Origin of the sequence: Acinetobacter sp. AC1-2 (assembly GCF_016124155.1) — a bacterium.
Classification (GTDB): domain Bacteria; phylum Pseudomonadota; class Gammaproteobacteria; order Pseudomonadales; family Moraxellaceae; genus Acinetobacter; species Acinetobacter calcoaceticus.
In genome coordinates this window covers 1490799-1506633 of sequence record NZ_JABFFO010000001.1, presented here as the reverse complement: position 1 = coordinate 1506633, position 15835 = coordinate 1490799, and the positions used below count along the sequence as shown (strand labels likewise).

Annotated in this window: 17 protein-coding genes and 1 pseudogene; 8 read left to right on the top strand and 10 right to left on the bottom strand. The window is 40.3% G+C overall.

Annotation, left to right across the window (positions count from 1 at the left end; genetic code table 11):
• Positions 1–58 precede the first annotated feature (58 nt).
• Positions 59–994 (bottom strand): LysR family transcriptional regulator, encoded by a 936-nt coding sequence (locus HL290_RS07000; RefSeq protein ID WP_198496017.1) that lies wholly within the window; start codon positions 992–994, stop codon positions 59–61.
• A 90-nt stretch (positions 995–1084) separates the two neighbouring features.
• Between HL290_RS07000 and HL290_RS06995 the strand changes: the two genes are divergently transcribed.
• The 3 genes and pseudogenes from HL290_RS06995 to HL290_RS18610 all read left to right on the top strand — a co-directional run bounded on the left by HL290_RS06995 (position 1085) and on the right by HL290_RS18610 (position 2601).
• Complete coding sequence (locus HL290_RS06995) at positions 1085–1726, top strand: alanyl-tRNA editing protein (RefSeq protein WP_198496016.1); 642 nt, start codon at positions 1085–1087, stop codon at positions 1724–1726.
• Entirely contained in the window at positions 1727–2365 is a 639-nt protein-coding gene (locus tag HL290_RS06990) for a LysE family translocator (protein ID WP_198496015.1), read from the top strand.
• A gap of 115 nt (positions 2366–2480) precedes the next feature.
• Positions 2481–2601 (top strand): annotated as a pseudogene (locus HL290_RS18610) (hypothetical protein).
• A 157-nt stretch (positions 2602–2758) separates the two neighbouring features.
• On the opposite strand, the gene HL290_RS06985 reads toward HL290_RS18610, so the two are convergent.
• The 4 genes from HL290_RS06985 to HL290_RS06970 all read right to left on the bottom strand — a co-directional run bounded on the left by HL290_RS06985 (position 2759) and on the right by HL290_RS06970 (position 7348).
• Positions 2759–4720 carry a family 2A encapsulin nanocompartment cargo protein cysteine desulfurase gene (locus HL290_RS06985; protein WP_198496014.1) on the bottom strand — a complete coding sequence of 654 codons (1962 nt, stop codon included), beginning with the start codon at positions 4718–4720 and terminating at the stop codon, positions 2759–2761.
• Positions 4695–5627 carry a family 2A encapsulin nanocompartment shell protein gene (locus tag HL290_RS06980; protein ID WP_004642462.1) on the bottom strand — a complete coding sequence of 311 codons (933 nt, stop codon included), beginning with the start codon at positions 5625–5627 and terminating at the stop codon, positions 4695–4697. Before HL290_RS06980 ends, HL290_RS06985 begins: the two co-directional genes overlap by 26 nt.
• Before the next feature lie 251 nt (positions 5628–5878).
• Complete coding sequence (epsC, locus tag HL290_RS06975) at positions 5879–6820, bottom strand: serine O-acetyltransferase EpsC (RefSeq protein ID WP_080026793.1); 942 nt, start codon at positions 6818–6820, stop codon at positions 5879–5881.
• Positions 6821–6838: 18 nt separating this feature from the next.
• A complete protein-coding gene (locus HL290_RS06970; RefSeq protein WP_198496013.1) occupies positions 6839–7348 on the bottom strand; it encodes a rhodanese-like domain-containing protein in 510 nt (169 codons plus the stop codon).
• A 339-nt stretch (positions 7349–7687) separates the two neighbouring features.
• Between HL290_RS06970 and HL290_RS06965 the strand changes: the two genes are divergently transcribed.
• A complete protein-coding gene (locus HL290_RS06965; protein WP_198496012.1) occupies positions 7688–8506 on the top strand; it encodes an AraC family transcriptional regulator in 819 nt (272 codons plus the stop codon).
• Positions 8507–8553: 47 nt separating this feature from the next.
• On the opposite strand, the gene HL290_RS06960 is transcribed toward HL290_RS06965, so the two are convergent.
• Positions 8554–9156, bottom strand: coding sequence for a LysE family translocator (locus HL290_RS06960; protein ID WP_198496011.1), 603 nt, complete (start codon positions 9154–9156; stop codon positions 8554–8556).
• 155 nt (positions 9157–9311) lie between these two features.
• On the opposite strand from HL290_RS06960, the gene HL290_RS06955 reads away from it, so the two are divergent.
• Positions 9312–9719, top strand: coding sequence for a DUF2000 domain-containing protein (locus HL290_RS06955; protein ID WP_198496010.1), 408 nt, complete (start codon positions 9312–9314; stop codon positions 9717–9719).
• A gap of 78 nt (positions 9720–9797) precedes the next feature.
• Here the strand turns inward: HL290_RS06955 and yghU are convergent, their stop codons facing one another.
• From yghU to HL290_RS06940, 3 genes are all read right to left on the bottom strand, one after another.
• Positions 9798–10646, bottom strand: a complete 849-nt coding sequence (yghU, locus tag HL290_RS06950) for a glutathione-dependent disulfide-bond oxidoreductase (RefSeq protein ID WP_198496009.1) — start codon at positions 10644–10646, stop codon at positions 9798–9800.
• A 32-nt stretch (positions 10647–10678) separates the two neighbouring features.
• Positions 10679–11305, bottom strand: coding sequence for a glutathione transferase (gene yfcF / locus HL290_RS06945; protein WP_198496008.1), 627 nt, complete (start codon positions 11303–11305; stop codon positions 10679–10681).
• Positions 11306–11422: 117 nt separating this feature from the next.
• On the bottom strand, positions 11423–12328 hold the full coding sequence (locus tag HL290_RS06940; RefSeq protein WP_198078717.1) for a LysR family transcriptional regulator: 906 nt from the start codon (positions 12326–12328) through the stop codon (positions 11423–11425).
• 110 nt (positions 12329–12438) lie between these two features.
• On the opposite strand from HL290_RS06940, the gene HL290_RS06935 reads away from it, so the two are divergent.
• Both HL290_RS06935 and HL290_RS06930 read left to right on the top strand, forming a co-directional pair.
• Positions 12439–12870, top strand: a complete 432-nt coding sequence (locus HL290_RS06935; protein WP_198496007.1) for a CidA/LrgA family protein — start codon at positions 12439–12441, stop codon at positions 12868–12870.
• 12 nt (positions 12871–12882) lie between these two features.
• The gene (locus HL290_RS06930; protein ID WP_005041374.1) at positions 12883–13572 is read left to right on the top strand and encodes an LrgB family protein; all 690 of its coding nucleotides are present in this window, start codon (positions 12883–12885) and stop codon (positions 13570–13572) included.
• A 7-nt stretch (positions 13573–13579) separates the two neighbouring features.
• On the opposite strand, the gene HL290_RS06925 is transcribed toward HL290_RS06930, so the two are convergent.
• The gene (locus HL290_RS06925) at positions 13580–15070 is read right to left on the bottom strand and encodes a PLP-dependent aminotransferase family protein (RefSeq protein ID WP_198496006.1); all 1491 of its coding nucleotides are present in this window, start codon (positions 15068–15070) and stop codon (positions 13580–13582) included.
• 115 nt (positions 15071–15185) lie between these two features.
• Here HL290_RS06925 and HL290_RS06920 point away from each other — a divergent pair, with 115 nt between their 5' ends.
• Positions 15186–15821, top strand: a complete 636-nt coding sequence (locus HL290_RS06920) for an FMN-binding negative transcriptional regulator (RefSeq protein ID WP_198496005.1) — start codon at positions 15186–15188, stop codon at positions 15819–15821.
• The last annotated feature ends 14 nt before the right edge of the window (positions 15822–15835 follow it).

The window sequence follows — 15835 nt, the reverse complement described above, 5'->3', positions numbered from 1 at the left end:
CTGATTGCTTTAGAGATAGAAAGGTAGGATTCCATCGTGTTAATTCCTCGATTCTATATTATTTGAACTTAAATAAAGTCGGCTCTGCTGCCAATTTATCTGCCAAATATTGAATAAATACACTTAATTTAGGTGGTACGTGGCGTGTGGGCGGATAGAGTAGCCATAGCCCACCACTGTAATAGGTCTTAAAATCCCAGTCGGGTAAAACTTGAACCAAAGTCTGTTGTTGTAAAGCATGGCGCGCAACAAAGTAGGGTAAGCTGGCTACTCCTAAATGCTGTAGGGCTGCGCTTAAACGTACACCTGTATGATTTGCAGCATAACGACCCCGCACAGTAACGTTAATGGACTTATTCCCTTGTTGAAATTTCCATTTTGAATCACTGAGTTGTTCACCTAAATAAATACAGTCATGCTGCTTTAAATCATGAGGATGGGTTGGTATGCCATGTTTTTCCAAATATTCAGGTGTAGCACAAATCAAGTGATCGATATCAATGAGTTTTCGTCCCATTAAGCCGCCAGAAGGTTGCTCTGTAATTCGAAGCGCTAAATCAACTTCATCATCAATTAAGTCAACGTAACGGTCTTCTAAAAGCATTTGAATATCAATTTTTGGATAACGTTCTAAAAACTCTGGTAAATGTGGATGAATCATAAAATGTCCAACGGCTTTTGGAACACTCAGACGAATGATTCCTTGCGGTTCAACATGAAATTTGCCCGAACTTTCCATCACTGCCTGTGCCGCATTGACCATATCTAAACAACGTTGATAGACCTGTTGACCACTTTCACTCAAACGAAGCTTTCGTGTGGTTCGATAAAGTAAGCGTGTTCCTAAAGCACGTTCTAAGCGAGCAATCGCACGGCTTATCGCAGATGGTGTAGTACCGAGTTGTCGAGCCGTTTCAGAAAAACTCCCTGACTCGACCACTTTAACGAAAGTCGCCATTTCATTTAACAGAACTAAACTTTGATTTGTGCTCATGAGGCAAAAGTTATTTGAATTTAGAGTGGATTATCGCGTTTAAGAAATCGCAATACAATCTTTTTCATCTTAACGTATATGTAGAAAAATATGACGCAAGCATTGTATTTAACAGGTGTTCTTGCCGCTGAGGTTGAAGTTCTAGCGTGTAATCCTTATGAAGATGGGCGTTTTGCCGTGCGTTTATCGGCAACCCCATTTCATCCTCAAGGTGGCGGTCAACCGAGTGATACGGGCAAAATCGCAGAAGTTGATGTAGTGCATGTAGCGATTGAACAAGGGGAAATTATTCATTACTGCACACAACCTGTTGAGTTGGGAGTGGCTTTTGCACAAGTGGATGAAGCAGTACGTCGTTATCATAGCCGCTTACATTCAGCAGGGCATTTGCTTGGACATGTAATGCATCTATTTGGCTGGCAAGCTGTAAAAGCGCAGCACTGGCCACATGATGCACGAGTTCAGTTCATTGCTTTGGATACAGCTCAGCAGTTAGATACTCAAATGCTTGAACAGCATTGTTTACAATATATTCAGGCTAATTTACCAGCCAATCTTCAGCAACGTGCAGATGGTTTTCGTGAAATCGGGTTTGGTGAGTTTTCTGCATTTCCATGTGGCGGGACTCATGTTGCAGCATTAGGGGATATTGGTCTTATAGAAATTCAGTCCTATCAGATTAAGAAAGGAAAGCTCAGTGTCAGTTATAGCGTTGCCAAGGAGGCTGAATAAATGTGGCAGTTGTATGGGCATGAGTTTTTAACGCTGGCACTCATTCACTTTTTGGCAGTGATTTTACCGGGACCAGATTTTGTGGTTACGGTAAGACAAAGTGTACGTTATGGTTACTTAATTGGATGTCTGACTGCGATTGGTATTGGTGTTGGAATTTCGGTTCATGTGTTTTATACACTTGTTGGCATTGGCTTTTTGATTCAACAAAGCGAATGGCTCATGTCAATCATCAGAACAGCGGGAGCGGCTTATTTGCTGTATTTAGGATGGCAATGTTTGCGTAGTCAGCCGAATACTAATATTGAGATTAATGACCAAGCAGATACAGATACTCCGAGTTTATTTAAAGCCTTTACGATGGGTTTTTTAACTAATGCTCTTAACCCGAAAGCCACGATATTTTTTCTGGCAATTTTCACAACTATTGTGAGTGTAACAACTCCCATGAAAGTTCAGATCTTTTATGGCGTATGGATGTGTATGGTTAATGCAATTTGGTTTATGGTCGTGAGTGTAATGTTTGCTCATCCAATAGTACGCAAACGATTTTTGGAGTTTGGGGTTTACTTTGAAAGGGTGATGGGGCTGTTGTTAATTGGAATTGCATTGAGATTGATTTGGGGATTATTTGTTTAATTGCCGTGAGTATTTAGTGGGGTTGCAGAAGTACGATTTTAGATTGCTTATAGTGTTCAAGGCGGAGTCTTATCGTTTATACACCAATAGAAAGTAGCTAATTCTGTTACTTTTTTTGGAAAAAGTAACCAAAAAACTTTGTCATCTACAGAACCTGTTAACTGTTTTCATCTATCAGGAAATGTTGCGAAAACATTATTTTTATAAATTATGGGCAGGCTGTAGATGACTCTTAGCACGAGCCGAAAGCTAATTCAGAAATCAAATTCAAAATAATAAGACTCCTCTGTGATAGCTACTTTGACTTGTTCGTATATATGAAGTTGAGCTAAAGTAGTTTTAAGAAATAATCCATAAAAAAGACCGCCCAAAAGCAGTCTTTTTTAAATAAATTTAATTGCTACGCCTATTACGCGTCAGTTGATGTAATACCGAAACCAATAAATCAATTTCTTCCGTTGTATTATAAAAAGCCAAAGATGGACGCACGGTTTGTTCCACACCAAAACGACGTAAAATTGGCTGTGCACAATGGTGACCAGAACGTACGGCAATACCATGTTGGTTTAAAGCCTTACCGACCTGTTCCGTTGAATAGCCTTGTAAGGTAAAGGACATAACACTGGCTTTGTGATGTGCAGTTCCGATCAAGCGTAAACCAGACACACTGCTCAGTGCATTTTGACCATATTCAAGCAAATCATGTTCATAGCGCGCAATGTTATGAATACCTAAACTTTCGACATATTCAAGAGCCGCACCTAAACCGACTGCATCGGCAATGTTCCCAGTTCCAGCTTCAAACTTGTTTGGTGCAGGTTGGTAAACCACCTGTTCGAAGGTGACGTCCTGAATCATGTTGCCGCCACCTTCCCAAACTGGCATGGTGTCTAACAGTTCTGGTTTCGCATAGATGGCGCCAATGCCTGTTGGTCCAAACACTTTATGTCCAGAGAACACAAAAAAGTCGGCATCGAGGGCTTGAACATCGGTTGGTATATGCGAAACAGATTGAGCGCCGTCAACCAATACACGTACACCTTTGGCATGAGCAATTTTAATGACTTCAGCAACAGGGGTAACTGTTCCCAAAGCATTAGACACTTGAGTAATAGACAGCAGTTTAGTGCGTTCATTAATCAGTTTTGGCAACTCTTCTAAAATAATTTGCCCCGTGTCATCCACAGGAATTACTCGTAATTTTGCTCCAGTTTTTTTAGTGAGTTGATACCAAGGCACAATATTGGCATGGTGTTCTAAGTGAGAAACAATAATTTCATCACCTTCACCAATATTTTGTTCGCCCCATGTTTTTGCAATCAGGTTAATGCCTTCAGTGGTTCCTCGAACAAAGATAATTTCTTTGGAAGAGGGTGCACCAATAAAACGGGCAACCACATTTCGCGCATGTTCATAGGCGTCGGTTGCACGAGCTGCTAACTCATGTGCAGCACGGTGAATGTTTGAATTTTCATGCTGATAAAAATAAGCAATTCGATCAATCACGCGCTGTGGTTTTTGTGTAGTAGCAGCATTGTCAAGCCAGACTAGTGGGCGACCATTGACGCGTTCCTGCAAGATTGGGAAATCACGACGAATGGCATGTACATCTAAGGGTTGAGTACTGCTTGCTACAAAGGTAGGTTGAGATGGATGATAGTGACTATAACTTTGCCCGCTTTGTGGTAAGTCTAAGAAATAAAATCCAGAGCTTGGTGAGGTTTTTGCTGGTGTGTCAGCTGCAAAACGATCTTCAATGAGTAAAGACTTTAGCTGGTCTCCATGCGGCAACTGAAAAGACTGCGCAATTGAATAGTTATCTTCAACACCAGTAACAGATGGTTCTGCTGCATTTGGAGCAGAAAAATCATTTAAAAAATAATAAGGTGATTCACCTGCACCCGTTGGAAGGCTTGGTTCAATACGGGGCACGTTCGGCTCACTATGAACAGCTTGTGGCAAATGTGGTTCAAATGGTGGGCGTGGCAAATTTGCACCACCAACTACAGGCGCAGAGGCTACAATTCGACGTTCAGGGTAGTCTGGCAAATTTGGAATATGCTCAGGATATTCTGGATTAAGACTTTTCTGAAAGGCGATATTGGGCGCACGACCACTGAGTGCAGAAAATGGTTCACCCGGTTGTGGTGGGTGTGGAGGTGTACCTACAGGTAAATCCAAGTTAAGGCCCGATGGAGAAGCCGAACTGCTTGAACTTGGCAATGCTGAAAAAAACTCATTAGCAAGACGAGCAATGGTGGACTCATCAGGGAAGTTGGCTGGTGGGTTAACACCAGTCACTTCCGACCCTGTTGGACTACCTTGCAGATTACTTGTAGTTAACTGGGTAGTCATGATATTTGTCCACCTCCACATCATCTAATACTGCTAAAGCATCATCAGTCAATACTGCAAGTGAGCAATATAAAGAGATTAGGTAAGATGCAATCGCGTTACGGTTAATGCCCATAAAACGTACTGAAAGCCCCGGTGACTGTTCACCAGCAAGACCTGGTTGGAACAAACCAACAATCCCTTGACGCTTTTCACCGACACGAAGCAGCAAGATTTTAGTTTTGCCATCTTCTACCGGAATTTTATTAGATGGAATGAGGGGAATCCCGCGCCATGTAATAAATTGCGAACCGAATAAACTCACTGTTGGAGGCGGTACGCCACGACGTGTACATTCACGGCCAAATGCTGCAATTGCATCTGGATGTGCTAGGAAAAATCCTGGTTCTTTCCAGACTTTACGTAATAAATCATCTAAATCATCTGGAGTTGGTGGGCCATTTAAAGTTGGTATACGTTGGTCATCTGTCACACTCGCCAATAAGCCATATTCAGGGTTATTGATGAGCTCACTTTCTTGACGTTCTTTAATGGTTTCAATCGTTAAACGTAGCTGTTCCTTAATTTGATCGTGGGGGCTGCTGTAAAGGTCAGCAACACGTGTATGTACATCCAGAACAGTCGATACACCATTCAAAAAGTATTCGCGTGGCTCTGGGTCATAATCAACAAAGGTTTGAGGTAAAGTTGCTTCATCACGTTGTGTGCAAGCCACTTGAATATCATCGGTATTATTTACACGGTTTAGGCGATAAATACCTGCTTCAACAGGAAGCCATTGAAGTAAGTGAGTCAGCCATCGGGGAGTAATTGTAGAAAGTTGAGGAGCTGTCTTGGTTGCATTGGCCAGTTGGCGGGCCGCATGGTCCCCAAGCGCAAGTTGGGCTTTATCAGTATTTTTCGCCATGAATCATTTTTCCTTATTACAGTGGCTTGGTAAAATCAAAAAATTAAAAACTCTAGTATTGCTATAAACTAGAATTAGTTCTGGTTTTAAAAAATAAAAAGGTTTTATAAACTTTGAATAGGTGGCTTATTAATTAAAAATCTATCTTTAAAATAAAAATATATTTAAATGAGAAATAAGCATTAAATTAATTTAATTCAGCTCTTACTATTTGTTTGTCTCCTTATCTATTTATTTCACATCTATAGTTTTTAACCGGGAATATGATTTTTTTGATAAGACTCATTTGGTGACTGTAAAATCTGGCTACCTGCGGCAATACTATGTGTCAGCCAGACATTTCCCCCAATAATGGACCCTCGACCAATCGTAATACGGCCTAAAATCGTGGCACCTGCATAGATCACAACGTCATCTTCAACAATTGGATGGCGTGTATAATCTTTTTTCAAAGCACCATCATCATTGGTTTCAAAGCGTTTTGCTCCAAGCGTTACTGCCTGATAAATACGGACACGTTCCCCAATGACACTGGTTTCACCAATCACTACGCCAGTCCCATGATCGATAAAAAATCCTTTACCGATTTGTGCACCCGGATGAATATCAATTCCCGTTGCAGAGTGGGCTAACTCAGAAATAATGCGAGACAGTAGAGGTACTTGGGCGTATAACTGATGCGCAATTCGGTGATGAATAATCGCAAATATGCCCGGATAGCAGAGTAATACCTCATCCACGCTATGTGCCGCCGGATCACCTTCGTAGGCTGCACGCACATCGCCATCTAAAAGACGACGTATAGAAGGCAAGGTATTAGCAAAATCCTGAACAATATTTTGGGCAAGCTCTTGCGGCTGTTGGGCTGTGCTTGAATGACCCAAATGACGCTTTGCCTCATAATTTAAAGCCAGTTGTACTTGAGCATGTAAGGCTGTGAGTACCCGATTTAAAGTATAGGCAATATAAGAATCTTCAGTTTCCTGACGTAAGTCGGCAGGGCCTAAGCGCATTGGAAATAGAATCCCGCAGAGATCATCTAAAATGGCTTTTAAAGCTTCTTTAGATGGAAGTTCACGGCCCCCAAATTCTTTGATTCTGTGCTGTTGCTGACGCCAGTCATGCCTTGCTTGTTGTAAACCCTGTACAACAGCATTAATGTTCCATTGAGTCACAAGCTTTCCTTGATTCATTGAAAATGTGTTGAAGTTTTAGTCTTGTTGCCAAGGGAGTTGATGAATACGCCAGCCGTTTTTCTGGTTACGCTGCTGTTGATCATCTAAGTCACCTTCGAAGCCTTCAAGAACGTTATAAATGTGCTCAAAACCCGCATTAAATGCGGCTTCGGCTGCTAATGCTGAGCGGTTTCCGCTACGACATAACAAAAGGATGGTTCTATCTTTACCCGTCTTGGTTTCGAGTTCTTTTAAAAAACGTGGATTACGATTGAAAGAGGTGCCTGTTGCCCATGCAACATGAATACTTTCAGGAACATATCCTACAAATTTGCGCTCTTCGTTAGTGCGTACATCAACTAAAACTGCCTGTCCTTGTTGTACGAGATGCCATGCATCAGTGGGTGATAAACTTCCACTAAAATTAAGCTCATGGTCTTGGGCATATTGTTTTGCTTTAGAAAGAATCTCTTCGTTTGACAAGGATGTATTTGAGCCCGATGAAATAAAACCAGAACGGTTTTCTGTATTTAATTTGGCATTCATTAAAAATATCCTTTATCTTCTATCTAGATTGTTATTGTTGAATTTACGCTGATTTGAATATAAGCAGAAATAACGAATATCTATTTATATATATTTTTTTATAAATAGAGCATGTGGGGATTTTTTAGAAATATTATTAATTAATCTTATTAACTATTATTAAAATTAGATAAGTATAAAAATTAAATAAACTCGTTGTTTAATATCACATCATCTTAAACAATCAGCGAATTCACTGCTAAAGCGAATAACTGGTTGCTTTGTAAAATAAATGCTTAGCGTCTAAGCCATAACTTGTATACTCAATGTTGTCTAGAAATATAAGATTTTGGTGACGATGTGATTGAACTGCCCAATGCAAATGATTGGATTGTCAGAAATTCCGATCCAAATAGTCTGGAGCGAATCGAAGCATTTTTTAATGATCATGCTTATGAGTTGCATCGTCATGATACATTTGCAATCGGTCGGACATTAACTGGTGTTCAAAGTTTTCATTATCGGGGAGAGATGAAACATAGCTTGCCAGGAATGACCATGGTGTTACATCCTGATGAAAAACATGATGGAGAGTCCGGTACACGAGACGGCTTCAGATATAGGATGGTGTACGTAGAGCCTGCAACCCTACAGGAAATTATGAAGGGTAAGCCTTTACCATTTTTTGAAAATGGCTTAAGTCAGGACCCCCGTTTATTTAAGGCAACAGATGTTCTATTACAAGGGATAGACCAGCATATCGACCCTTTAGAAAAGCAAGATGCTTTATATGATTTAGCCACTACACTTTACGAAATTTCAGATAAAAAACAGCGAACTTCTCATTCTTATGACTATGTCGCAGCGGAACGTGCCAGAGAGTTTATACATGCATCTTTATTTGAGAATATTTCTTTAGATGATATTGAAAAAAATATTGGGCGTGACCGTTGGAGTCTTTCACGCGACTTTCGACTGCTATTTGGTACAAGTCCACATCGATATATGACCATGCGTAGGTTAGAGGTTGTGAAGTCTTGTCTAATGTATGGAGAGTCATTGACTCAAGCTTCCTTAATTGCAGGATTTTTTGATCAGAGTCACATGACTCGTCATTTTCTAAAAGCATTTGGACTGACTCCAGCCAGATGGCGGATGATCAATAAGTTATCTTCCTAAACAGGTTATGTAAAAGTCAGCCTGTTTAGACTGACATAGACTTTGTCTTAAATTAGATTCATGCCTTTCAAGAAATCGTAAAGCATAAATATGCCAGAAATGATTAGCATCATTGCCATGGTTTTATTTAAGCGATTAAACCAAATTTTATTTTTAATTTTTTTGCCTAACACTGCACCAGCCCACGAATAAAGACAGGGTGCGTCTGCTGCACCAATCGAAATGAGTAACGATACTAAGAAGATTTGAATGCCAGTAATGTGCGCTGTTGGGTACATAATTGTTGTAACAGGCAAAATAACCAAAATCCCTTTTGGATTTAATGTTTGTATCCAAAAGCCATTCCAGAAAGAAAGTGTCTGAATTTCAGTGGCTTCATCATTAATGTCGATATCTGCCTTTAACATTTGAAACGCAAGATAAAATGTATAACATGCACCGAGCAAGGCAATATAGTGCAGGGCATTTTGTGGAATGATAGCCGCACCTGCATATCCAAAAATCATGAATAAGATCAGCATCGCACAGCCGACACCCATAAAAAAATAAATGGTTTTTTTGAATTGTCCTGTAAGTCCCGAATTTAAACCCATGAAATTTACTGGGCCAGGGCTATACATCACACTCAAGGTATAAAGAAAGATTTCCATAACGCATCTACTGAATCAAAAACAACCCAGCATACTGACTCGTAAATTTAGGGTCTTGTACGTTTGCGATTGCGCTTGCACAAACGTACAAGACGAGAAAAATCTGGATTAGGCATGATGACTAACTTGAGATAAATGATTCAGGATGGAGCTTTATGTTTGACACAAAAATTGCGTTGATTGTCCGTAATGATCTTGCGGCTTGGCAAAGGCTAAATGTTGTGGCTTTTTTGGCAACGGGAGTTGCATCGGCTGTACCTGAAATGTTGGGTAAACCTTATATCGATGCAAATGGTTATGAATATGGCAATATGCTAGGGCAGCCAATGTTGGTATTTGAGGGTGATTTATCAGGACTACAAAAAGCGCATCTTAAAGGAATTGAGCAAGATTTAACGATTATTCCATATGTACATGCCATGTTTTCTACAGGCAATGATGAGGATAATCGAGCGGCTTTTTTGGCCGACGATGCAAATCAATTAAATTTGGTCGGGGTAGCGTTAAGAGGACCTAAAAAAGCAGTTGATAAGGCAATTAAGGGACTTTCATTACATCAATAGGTTAAATAATTTTTTAATATTGAAGATTAATAAAACCCACTATTTGAGCAAAAGTGGGTTTTATTTAAAAAATAACAATTAAAGTTTATCTTGCGTTTTGGTCTCAAAATCACTTGCATCATGACGTTCATGTAACTGTGTTTCTAAATCGCCAAAAGTGCGATTAACCATACGACCACGTTGTACCGCAGGGCGCGCCAGAATCGCATCTGCCCAACGTTTTACATGTTTATATTCATCAACACCTAAAAACTCTGCGCCGTTATAGACCCAGTTTTTAACTAGACCACCATACCAAGGGAATGCGGAAATGTCGGCGATGGTATATTCAGAACCAGCTAAATATTCATTTTTTGCTAGATGCTGATCTAACACATCAAGTAAACGTTTTGTTTCCAGAGCAAAGCGGTTAACCGCATATTCAATTTTAACGGGCGCATAGGCATAAAAATGTCCAAAACCACCACCTAAATATGGCGCGCTGCCCATTTGCCAGAATAACCAATTGAGACATTCAGTACGCGCAGCAATATCGGTCGGAATGAAAGCTTTAAACTTTTCAGCCAAATAAAGCAAAATTGAGCCAGACTCGAAAACTCTTAATGGTGGGTTTTGGCTATGATCAACCAATGCTGGAATTTTAGAGTTAGGATTAACTTCTACAAAGCCACTGCCAAATTGCTGTCCTTCACCAATTTTAATGAGCCAAGCATCATATTCAGCATCTTGATGCCCTAATTCTAAAAGCTCTTCAAGCAAAATAGTGACTTTCTGACCATTAGGTGTTGCTAAAGAATAGAGTTGGAGCGGGTGTTTTCCGACGGGCAGAGTATGTTCGTAGCGAGCACCTGAAGTGGGCTGGTTTAAATCGGTTTTTTCTCCAGTCCATTGCCAAACTTGTGGAGGAATATAGTTTGAATCACTCATTTTTCATCTCATTTTTGGTTGAAATATAGGATTTAGTTATGTCGCAAGGCAAGCCATTTTTGAACGCTCGGGCGTTGCCATTTTTGCAGTGCATAATTTTTTAATCGCTCTGGTACAGCATCACCATTTCGAATAAGGCGTTGTAACATCAGTGCGAGTTCAGCATCCACAATGCTCCATGAACCAAAAAGAAATTCTGCATCAGGCGCTAGAAGTTTTTCTGCAACAAAAAACAGTTTCTCGGCTGCCTTTTGGCCTTCTTCTGAAAGCGGAGTGGAGTTGGGTTGAATAAAAATAACATCAGTTGGGCGTTCAGTTCTTAAAGCCACCAAGTCTGATCTGAGCCATGCTTGAATTTGTCGAGCTCTTGCCCGAGCCTGAATATCTGTTGGATAAATTGGTGTGTCTGGATAGAGCTCTTCTAGATATTCCAAAATGGCAGATGATTCTGATAAGGCAAAATCATTATGCTCAAGTACAGGGACTTTGGCTGTTAATGACTTTGCTACAAAAGATTTCTCAAACTGGTCTTGTTGGCCTAAGTTGATGGTCGCTATTTCAAATGGAATGTGTTTTTCATGTAGCCCGACAAAAACCGTGAAGGCATAGGGACTTAGAAATTGTGAATCTGTGTACAGCTTAAAATGTTCATTATTCATTGTTATTGTCCATGTCATAAAACAATCGGATCTAGTCTAAGTGAGCTGTTCCAAGATTGGGTAGCTTTTTTGTGGAAAAGCTTTATCGATTTCTGAATTAAGCAATTTCATTGTTCATTAGGGTTTAATGTGCTGAAAATGCTGACGAACAATGCTCAGCCACGCTTGTACCGCTGGTGAGACAGGAAGATTCTTTTTCCAAGCCATGACTAAGTGCCATTGAATATTTGGTTTTTCAAGCGGTACTGCTGCAAATAAAGTAGGGTCCAGCATGTCGGTATAGTATTGAGGGAGAAGCGCAATTCCCATACGTTGTAAAACCATATCTGCCAAGAGGTGCCATTGACTGGTACGACAAGCGATAGAGGGATAAAACCCACGCTGTTTACAGGCATCGAGAATAATACTATTTAAAGAGAAGTTTTCTGGAAACATTAAAAACGACTGATGTTGTAGCTCTTCTAGATTTATTTTTTTGCGTGTTGCCCAAGTCGCATCGCGACGTAAAAGAACCATTAAAGGGTAATTGCATAATTCAATGCTATTAAAAATTTGCTCATCAAAGGGCTGTAATAAAACGCCAACATCTAACTCGTTATTGAGTAAGGCTTGTTCAATACCACGCGAACCAACCTCCATAAAAGCCAATTCAATATCTGGCCATTGCTGATGATAATCAAATAGAGCAGTCGTTAGGAGCTGCGAACCCAAAGGTGGGACACCAAGTTTTAAAGTCCCTGTTTTTAATTGTTGAAAGTTTTCAATCTCAAGAAAGATGTTCTGTTCTGCCTGAAGAAGTTCAAGAGCATGTTGATAAATACGCTCTCCAATTTCAGTTAATTCAATTTGTCTTTTCCGTCCGTGATCAGGTTTAACCAAAAGCTGTACCTGAAGTTGCTCTTCAAGCTGCTGTAATATTTTACTAATGGTGGGCTGAGTCAAATACAACTCTTCAGCAGTACGGGTAAAACTTTTGGTTTTTACCAGTGTAACGAAGCACTGTAGTGATTTTAGAGAAAGCATAATAAAGAATAAATTATTCCATTTTAGAATAATATTAACATGAATAATTCATATTTAGCAGATTTAACCAAGATAGCATAATGGTGTAGTTAACCATTTAATTTCGTAAAATGAGTACTAAATCTGCTTCTGGAACACCCACACAACCTTCGCTTTTAGAGTTAGTTAAACAAATTCTAATTTTGGCTGGATTTTGGTGGGTGGGATATCTTTTACATCAAAAACTAGGTGTACCTGTCTCGGCAGGCATTTTAGGTATGTTTTTATTGCTTCTATGCCTGTTCTTTAAAATTATCAAAATCGATCAGGTGGCAATGGGAGCAACCGTTGTTTTAGGTGAGCTATTACTGTTTTTTGTGCCTGTGGTGGTTGCCGTAGTTCAATATAAAACCTTGTTTATGACTGAAGGTTGGCAAATTGTTTTGAGCATTGCCGTTGGGACTATTTCAGTCATGCTCAGTACGTGTTTGACCATTCACTATTACAATCGTTTGAAAGCTTATTTACAGGCTCGAAAACGTCTTCAGCATAAGCATATCTAAGAGCAAAACGACATGAATATCTGGTCAATTCTTTGTCTCATCTGGACGTTGGCAGCCTATGTTGTGGCAAAGCGAATCTATCAAAAGCATCCAAAACTTTGGTTGTCTCCCGCGATTAGTGTGCCTGTACTCACCATCATTTTGATGACGATTTTTGGAATTTCATACCAAACTTATGCCGAAGATACGCAGTGGATTGTTAATTTATTAGGTCCAGCTACGGTCGCTTTTGCTGTACCGATTTATCGTTATCGTGAAACAATCCGTAAAAATCTTGGTGTTTTATCGATTGCGATTATTGTGGGAATGAGTGTGGGCGTGATGTCTGCCTATGAAATGGCACAGTGGTTCCATTTTAGTCCTGAAGTCACCAATAGTTTGATGGCACGTTCGATTTCAACACCATTTGCCATGATTTTAGCTGAAGATATTCACGGTTCGGCGGCTTTGGTTTCATTATTTACCGTTATTACCGGTTTAGTCGGAATGATTTGCGGCGATGCGATTTTAGCGATTACTAAAATCCGTTCTAATGTGGCAAATGGGGCAGCCTTCGGCAATGCAGCCCACGGTTTTGGTACAGTTAGAGCTCAGCAACGCAATAGCGAAGAAGGTGTAATTGCCAGTTTAACTATGGTAATTGCAGGTATTTTAATGGTGCTGATTGGCCCGTTTGCCATCCATCTATGGTTGCTGTTGTAGATTTTGTCTACGTTGGCTTGTCATGTTGTTGAATAATTGTTGATAGTTTTTTTATGGCTTGTTCCATAAGTTCGGGTTCAAAGTCACCCAAGCCAACAATTAAACCTGAACGTTGCTGTTCTTTTGAAAATGTCGGTGAAATTGCTTTAATGGCAATGCCTGCATTGACTGCTGTGCTTGCGACTTCAACGTCATTAATGTGTTGAGCAAGCCATAACACCATATGCATGCCTTGATCGCCCGGTTGTAACCAAGCCAGCTCTTGAGGTATGTATTTTTCAATCAAACCAATAATGTGTTCTCGAACTTCTGAGTAAACATTCCGAATACGTCGAATATGCCGCTCTAAATAGCCTTCTTGAATAAAAGCAGACAAAACATGTTGGTCGGCTGTAGGCGGGTGTCTATCAATTAACACCCTCAGTCCACAAAAAGGTGCCACCAGTTCCTTAGGTAATACTGCATAGCCAAGTCTAAGTGACGGAAATAATACTTTGCTGAAAGTACCGAGATAAATCACTTGATCGGGTGCCATGCCTTGCAAAGATGGAAAGGGCTGACCGTTATAGCGGAGTTCACTGTCATAGTCATCTTCAATGATCCATGCATTTTGCTGTTTTGCCCAAGCTAATAAGGCAGTGCGTCTTGCTAGACTCATCGGCATGCCAAGTGGATATTGATGAGACGGGGTTACAAAAGCTGCACGGGCATTTGGAGAAAGTTTAATTCCAGCTTCAACCTGAATACCTTCTTCATCAACCGGAACACGGACCATACCAATGTTTTGTACGGTATGCTCAAAAATAGCTGTAGTACCACGATAAGCTGGATCTTCAATCCAGACCTCATCTTTGGCTTCAAATAAAATCTGGCTGCAAATATAAAGTGCTTGTTGAATGCCGGGCGTAATCACGATTTGTTCAGGCTCACAGTGTACAGAGCGTGAACGACGTACATAGTCTGCAATAGCAATTCTTAGTGATAAGACACCTTGCGGTTCGCCATATCCCGAAGGTGCACCTGCGCCGCGTGATCTAAATTTATTACCAAACTTACGCCAAATATCACTCGGTTGAGTTCGGCCAATGGGTACAGATACAGCAAATGGAACATGGGGAAGTGGTTTAAATTCCTTGAGCACTTGGGCATAAGAAAGTGCAGATTTGGTCAAAGGGATTGAGCTAAATATGGTTTCTTTTTGAGAATGTTGCGGCGTATTTTTTTTAACTAAAGCATGAGACACATAAGTTCCTGTACGTGCCTGAGAATCAAAAACACCTTCGGCTAAAAGCTGATCATAAGCTTCAATGATGGTTCCGCGAGCGACCTCAAGGGTTTGGGCCAGTTCACGGGAAGATGGTAAAGGATCCCCCGGTTGTAAATCGCCACTTTGCACAGCTTCGCGTAAAGCTTGGGTCAGTTGAGCACTAATCTTTCCTTGGCTTTTATCAATCTTTGCAATAGACGGAAGTTCAACAACTTTTGCCATTCTTGCCATAATTCTGGTCTACTTAAAAAAATACAAAGTGGTTCTTTTTAATAAACCACATAAACCAGAAAATTTACAACACAAAATATAAATAACCCTGATATTTACAACGAGGTTCTTAGCCATGTATATCCCTGATGATTTTGCAGAAAACTGTTTGGATGTCTTACATTCTCTTATTACGGAATATCCATTTGGTGTGCTTTTTAGTCATGGGAGCAATGGTTTAGATGCAAATCATCTTCCGTTTGAGTTACAGACAAATGAAGGGAACTTAGGGGTGTTGCATGCGCATGTATCTAGAATTAATCCTGTCTGGCAGGACGTTAAAAATGGAGATGAAGTGCTAGTCGTGTTTCAGGCGGGTGATGCTTATATTTCCCCAAACTGGTATCCATCCAAACATGAACAGCACAAACAAGTGCCAACATGGAACTATAGAGTTGTACATGCTTACGGTAAAGTGACGATTCGAGATGATGAGCGTTATGTTCGAGGTGTTGTGGCTCGTTTAACCCGTACACATGAAGCATCTCAACCTGAACCATGGAAAATGTCTGATGCACCAAAAGACTATCTAGAACCCATGCTAAAAGCTATTGTCGGTATAGAAATTGAAATTACCAAGCTTCAAGGAAAATCAAAACTTGGGCAAAACAAAGATCGTCGAGATATTTTAGGTGCGGCGGATGGTCTAGCGAAATCTGGTCATAAAACTATAGCGGATGCTATGTACAGTGTGGCTGAGTTAAACAAATAGTTTTGAAAATATAA

Coding starts and splice junctions, on each gene's coding strand:
- yghU (WP_198496009.1), bottom strand. CDS start 10,646: ATGAGTGATTCAAACTATATTCCTCCACAAGTTTGGCAATGGACTGGA.
- HL290_RS06940 (WP_198078717.1), bottom strand. CDS start 12,328: ATGCTTTCTCTAAAATCACTACAGTGCTTCGTTACACTGGTAAAAACC.
- yfcF (WP_198496008.1), bottom strand. CDS start 11,305: ATGAATAATGAACATTTTAAGCTGTACACAGATTCACAATTTCTAAGT.
- HL290_RS06955 (WP_198496010.1), top strand. CDS start 9,312: ATGTTTGACACAAAAATTGCGTTGATTGTCCGTAATGATCTTGCGGCT.
- epsC (WP_080026793.1), bottom strand. CDS start 6,820: ATGAATCAAGGAAAGCTTGTGACTCAATGGAACATTAATGCTGTTGTA.
- HL290_RS06990 (WP_198496015.1), top strand. CDS start 1,727: ATGTGGCAGTTGTATGGGCATGAGTTTTTAACGCTGGCACTCATTCAC.
- HL290_RS06930 (WP_005041374.1), top strand. CDS start 12,883: ATGAATATCTGGTCAATTCTTTGTCTCATCTGGACGTTGGCAGCCTAT.
- HL290_RS06925 (WP_198496006.1), bottom strand. CDS start 15,070: ATGGCAAGAATGGCAAAAGTTGTTGAACTTCCGTCTATTGCAAAGATT.
- HL290_RS06970 (WP_198496013.1), bottom strand. CDS start 7,348: ATGAATGCCAAATTAAATACAGAAAACCGTTCTGGTTTTATTTCATCG.
- HL290_RS06920 (WP_198496005.1), top strand. CDS start 15,186: ATGTATATCCCTGATGATTTTGCAGAAAACTGTTTGGATGTCTTACAT.
- HL290_RS07000 (WP_198496017.1), bottom strand. CDS start 994: ATGAGCACAAATCAAAGTTTAGTTCTGTTAAATGAAATGGCGACTTTC.
- HL290_RS06985 (WP_198496014.1), bottom strand. CDS start 4,720: ATGACTACCCAGTTAACTACAAGTAATCTGCAAGGTAGTCCAACAGGG.
- HL290_RS06995 (WP_198496016.1), top strand. CDS start 1,085: ATGACGCAAGCATTGTATTTAACAGGTGTTCTTGCCGCTGAGGTTGAA.
- HL290_RS06980 (WP_004642462.1), bottom strand. CDS start 5,627: ATGGCGAAAAATACTGATAAAGCCCAACTTGCGCTTGGGGACCATGCG.
- HL290_RS06935 (WP_198496007.1), top strand. CDS start 12,439: ATGAGTACTAAATCTGCTTCTGGAACACCCACACAACCTTCGCTTTTA.
- HL290_RS06960 (WP_198496011.1), bottom strand. CDS start 9,156: ATGGAAATCTTTCTTTATACCTTGAGTGTGATGTATAGCCCTGGCCCA.